5 protein-coding genes are annotated in these 4,815 nt (G+C 47.7%); 3 read left to right on the plus strand and 2 right to left on the minus strand.

Annotation, left to right across the window (positions count from 1 at the left end; all coding sequences use genetic code 11):
- Window positions 1-40 precede the first annotated feature (40 nt).
- Window positions 41-1,876 (minus strand): ATP-binding protein, encoded by a 1,836-nt coding sequence (locus BOW51_RS07580; RefSeq protein ID WP_078477153.1) that lies wholly within the window; start codon window positions 1,874-1,876, stop codon window positions 41-43.
- A 260-nt stretch (window positions 1,877-2,136) separates the two neighbouring features.
- On the minus strand, window positions 2,137-2,367 hold the full coding sequence (locus BOW51_RS07585; RefSeq protein WP_078477154.1) for a hypothetical protein: 231 nt from the start codon (window positions 2,365-2,367) through the stop codon (window positions 2,137-2,139).
- Between the two features lie 140 nt (window positions 2,368-2,507).
- Here BOW51_RS07585 and BOW51_RS07590 point away from each other — a divergent pair, with 140 nt between their 5' ends.
- Genes BOW51_RS07590 through pcaC form a run of 3 tightly spaced genes read left to right on the plus strand, consistent with a single transcriptional unit; the run spans window position 2,508 to window position 4,676 of the window.
- Window positions 2,508-2,993, plus strand: a complete 486-nt coding sequence (locus tag BOW51_RS07590; protein ID WP_078477155.1) for a low molecular weight protein-tyrosine-phosphatase — start codon at window positions 2,508-2,510, stop codon at window positions 2,991-2,993.
- A 27-nt stretch (window positions 2,994-3,020) separates the two neighbouring features.
- On the plus strand, window positions 3,021-4,262 hold the full coding sequence (locus BOW51_RS07595) for a cation:proton antiporter (RefSeq protein WP_078477156.1): 1,242 nt from the start codon (window positions 3,021-3,023) through the stop codon (window positions 4,260-4,262).
- Window positions 4,263-4,292: 30 nt separating this feature from the next.
- On the plus strand, window positions 4,293-4,676 hold the full coding sequence (gene pcaC, locus BOW51_RS07600) for a 4-carboxymuconolactone decarboxylase (protein WP_078477157.1): 384 nt from the start codon (window positions 4,293-4,295) through the stop codon (window positions 4,674-4,676).
- Window positions 4,677-4,815 lie beyond the last annotated feature (139 nt).

A 4,815-nucleotide genomic window follows, 5' to 3' on the forward strand; every position in this document is an offset into this window, starting at 1 on the left:
TTTCCTTTGGCGCTGGCGCACGTCAGAAAAACAGTCTCGCCTAGTGGCTACCGGGGACTACGCGCCTTCGATTCTCTCTCCTTGGCGCGCAGCGAGGGATGTCTGACGGCACATTTCTTTCAATTAGCGTGAGATCAAACCTGTCCAATGGCAGTCCATTCTGCATGATACTGTCAGCATTGGCTATAACTACAAGTGCTTCACACTGGGGGTTGAGAATCAGCGAGTTCACACGAGCTTGTAATGTATCCGTGGTTTTTCCTCTTGAACAATCACCAAGCAATGTTTGCGAATCAGTTGCCTGACCAACACAAAAATCCGCATCTATTAACCTCTTAGCCACATGTTGAGCTAACTCTCGCGGTGGATCGATGAGCAGTACAGTTGGCATCCTGCCTTCACTACCAGGAGGGAACATTCTCAACAGTACCTTTTCTGCATTTGGAACATTTAACACCCCGGGTGTTTGATTGACTTCAATCACTGCACATTCTGAATCCCGCCAGGAGCAGCTAATGTTTTCAGTAATAAAGTCGATGCCTATTGCATCCATCCGGAAAGCTCTTGCAAGCGTTTCAGCCATTTCACGATTGTCAGGGTGGATGCGATCAGTTACCTCTTTACTGCCTCCTCCCATTGAAGTGTTTGCAACGCTTCTCAAGTAAACGACTTCACCTGCTGTTGGACAATAGTCGAAACTCAATCCATTCTTTGCCAACAGAGTGTTCATCGCATTATCCATTACGATCTGTTTCCCGGTTTTGTTGCTTTGTCGAAGTTGATTATCCAGTTCGATCAGCCCACGAACTGAATGTATGCCATCTCCAATAACCCTGGCCGGGGTTTTTGCATTGACCCAGGCTAATTGTCCGCCAAATACAGATAACCTGTGATCTATGCCCTTTACATGACGTTCAACAATAACTCCTTGTTGAGAATGTTTCGCAGCCAACCTAAAAGCGTCATGTAAAATTGACGGCGTGTCTATCGATGCAGTAATTCCTCTGCCCATACCGCCATCAATTGGCTTGACTACGACCGGGTAACCGATTTCCGAGGCTATTTTTTCGGCATTTGAGAAATTGTGAGCTACTCCATGAACAGTTCCAGGAAACCCGAGACTGTGAATTAACTGGTTGGACCAGACCTTATTACGGCAAAGAAGGCCGCCAGTATAGGAATCAAATTCATTTGCGGCAGATCTATAGTGCTTGCCAAATATGCCTTGTCCATATTGCCAAATATTGCCTCCGGTAGAAATTGGATAGAATGGTATGTCTCTCAAGACAGCGGCATCCATTAGTACTTGACGAGTTGGCGTCGCGTGTAGCCTAGCTATTCGTTGTCTAATGTTTTCAACGGGTTTGGATTTTGATGTATCGATGTTCGAACGTCCGGTAAAAATACCGGAGAAGATCTCTTTGGCTAAAGTTATGGATGAATGCAGTATCAAATGGGCTGCATCTAAACGGTAGTGACAAACGATCACCCAGGATGCGGCGTTCTCATCAGATTGGCCGTGAGCAACACATGCTTGATGTTTTAATGCTACTGGTTGATGTAGGTATGAAGCGATCGCTGCGGATAAATCGGTAAAGGAGATCTCTTCATCTGGCTTTTGTTTCATCCATAGGGTTTCATTGCCTTCATTCAGTTTTTCCCACTGCGTGTCTATTGCGTTAGCTGAAAGAGAAGTATTGAATAGTGGCTCAAACTCCATGACAACTCCGGCCATGTCAGCGTACTGATTGGGGCCATGAAAAACACGTGTTTGAATATGCATACAATTTGGCAAAAATAATGTTGTTTTGTCATTATTTTTTGAATATACCACATCACATGAAAAGGCCATCAATGATGCTTCTGAATCCGACATTGAAGTAGTTGCTGAGTTACATTTTCCCTAGGGAGCGGCCTGCCCTGGAATCCAGATTCTCAGGATTTCAGCTTTTCAGGTTCGCACCGCCCCCACTATGAAACCCACCAAGGGACACCCCAAAATTTATAGTCCCTTGGTCCCACACAAAAAACGGCCCATGATTTCTCATAAGCCATTGATCTGTATTGAATTGTGTGGTGGGCCGTCAGGGACTTGAACCCCGGACCAAAGGATTATGAGTCATTCTTTCCAAGGACTTACTGTGTCTGGGCCAGATCGTGATTTCCTGTAACAGTGGATTTATAGGTTGTGGTTATTCGCCACCTAGTGCATAGCAGAGCAAAGCGATGCATCTTGTCGATGATTTCGGAAAAATATTTTTTTGCCATAGCCTCAATCGTGATATTCGATAGGTTATCAGCGACTGCAGATTGCGCAGCTTTGAGTCTGGGATCTATACCGATGGTGGTGATGCGGTTTTTTTCCATCTTTAGGTCAGCGTATAATCCAGATTAACTTGCTGCGATGAGCGAAAGGTATCGCCTTGCCCAACTTTTGTGCTCCTGAAATGAGAATGCGGCCGCAGACAGGGAAGTTAAGAGAGATAAAAAAAGGAAATCAATAAATTATGGACACAAAACCAAATGTAAAAGTACTTTTTGTCTGCATGGGAAATATCTGCCGTTCGCCAACGGCACACGGGGTGTTTCGCCAGATGATTATCGACGAGGGGCTGAATGAGTTGATCGAGGTCGATTCTGCCGGCACCCACGCATACCATGTCGGTGAAGAACCTGATTTGCGTGCACAGCAGACTGCACTGCGCAGAGGTATCGACATGCAGGATCTGCGAGCCCGCAAGGTGGAAGTCGATGACTTTCACCGTTTCGATTATGTATTGGCAATGGACGAGGAGAATTACATCAGCCTTGAGGCGATCTGTCCTGTCGGAAAGGAAGAACGTCTGCAGCTGTTTCTCTCTTATGCGCCAGATCTGAATATTCAGGAAGTGCCGGATCCCTATTATGGTGGTGGAAGGGGATTTGAACAGGTCTTTGATATGGTTGAGATTGCCTCCAGGGGTCTTCTTGAGACAATTCGTCGTTCACTCTGATCACATGCTGCTTCGCCAGGGATAAATATGGGACTCTTCGAGATAAGTGCAATACTGATCACGCTTTCGGCGCTCTTCAGTTATATCAACCACCGCTTCATCAAATTGCCGACAACAATCGGCTTGATGGTCATTGCGCTGCTTTTTTCACTGCTGTTGATTCTTTCAACACGACTGGGACTCGATTTTGAGCATCACGCCGAAACGATTCTTTCCAGTATCGATTTTGACAAGGCGTTGCTGGAAGGAATGCTCAGCGCATTGCTGTTTGCAGGCGCGCTGCATGTCAATCTCGATGATCTGCTGGAGCAGAAGTGGGTCATCGCGCTGCTTGCCAGCGTGGGAGTCGTGACTTCGACCTTGCTGGTTGGCTATGCAAGCTATTATGTGTTCGGCATGCTGGGTGTGGAGATTCCCCTGATCTACTGCCTGTTGTTTGGCGCGCTGATATCACCGACTGACCCGATTGCCGTACTCGGTATTCTGAAGAAAGTCGGTGTTCCTAAAACACTGGAAACAAAAATTACCGGTGAATCCCTCTTTAACGATGGAGTCGCCGTGGTGGTATTCCTCGCCATACTCACGATTGCCACGGGCGGCGCAGGTGGGCATGGCGCTGAGCCGATGGTGATTGCACAGCTGTTTCTGCAGGAAGCCGTCGGTGGAGCACTGTTTGGATTTGTCATTGGCTTTGTCGCCTATTACATGCTGTCGTCAATTGATCAGTACGAAGTCGAAGTATTGATCAGTCTCGCTGTTGTACTGGGTGGCTATGCAGCTGCCATCGCAATGCATCTTTCTGCACCTATCGCTATCGTTATCGCGGGTCTCTTAATCGGTAATCACGGACGCAGGCTGGCGATGTCGGAGCGGACACGAGAACACCTGGATACATTCTGGGAGTTGATCGACGAGATTCTAAATGCTGTTCTGTTCGTTCTGATTGGCCTCGAACTGATGCTGGTACACTTCGAAGTCTCTTACATACAGGCAGGAATGGTCCTGATCCCGGTTGTTGTGCTTGCGCGCTTTGTTGCAGTCGGTGTGCCTGTGACGCTGATGAAGCCGTTTCGCACGTTCACTCCACGTGCTATTAGTATACTGACATGGGGTGGGCTGCGTGGTGGTATCTCGGTTGCACTGGCACTGTCGATTCCTAATGTACCTGAACGTGACATACTGATTGCAGTGACCTATTTGATCGTGGTGTTCTCGATTCTTGTTCAAGGACTGACAGTCGGGCAACTGGTGAAGGGGATCGAAAAGTAGAGCGCTACGCCAAAAAGCTAAGGGGAAGACATGAGCAATAAAAAGCTTGATGAAGGTATGCAGGTCAGAAGAGAAGTAATGGGCGATGCGTTCGTTGAGCGTGCGATGAATGCAGCGACAGATTTCAACCGCCCCCTGCAGGAGATGGTGACAGAGAACTGTTGGGGTGAGGTGTGGACGAGAGAAGGCTTGCCGAAGACCACTCGCAGCCTCATCACTATCGCTATGCTGGCTGCTCTCAAAGCGCCGACAGAACTCAAGGGACATGTCAGAGGCGCCTTGCGTAACGGTTGTACTGTCGAAGAGATACAGGAAGTTTTACTGCACGCAACCGTCTACTGCGGTGTGCCTGCCGGTATTGATGCGTTCAGGGCAGCGAAAGAGGAAATCGATGAGTGGGAGTCGTCGACCTAGCCAAAGACGACGAATGTGTGGCTGTTATTTTTCGACTTTATGAGAGCCTGTAGATAATTCTGTGTAACTGCCCTGTTCAAATATGGTCAATGAGTCGATCTTCAAACTCGATCATAAAACGATTTAACGCTGCTTTCCA

This window comes from Solemya elarraichensis gill symbiont, assembly GCF_002021095.1.
In the GTDB taxonomy this organism is placed as follows: domain Bacteria; phylum Pseudomonadota; class Gammaproteobacteria; order Chromatiales; family Chromatiaceae.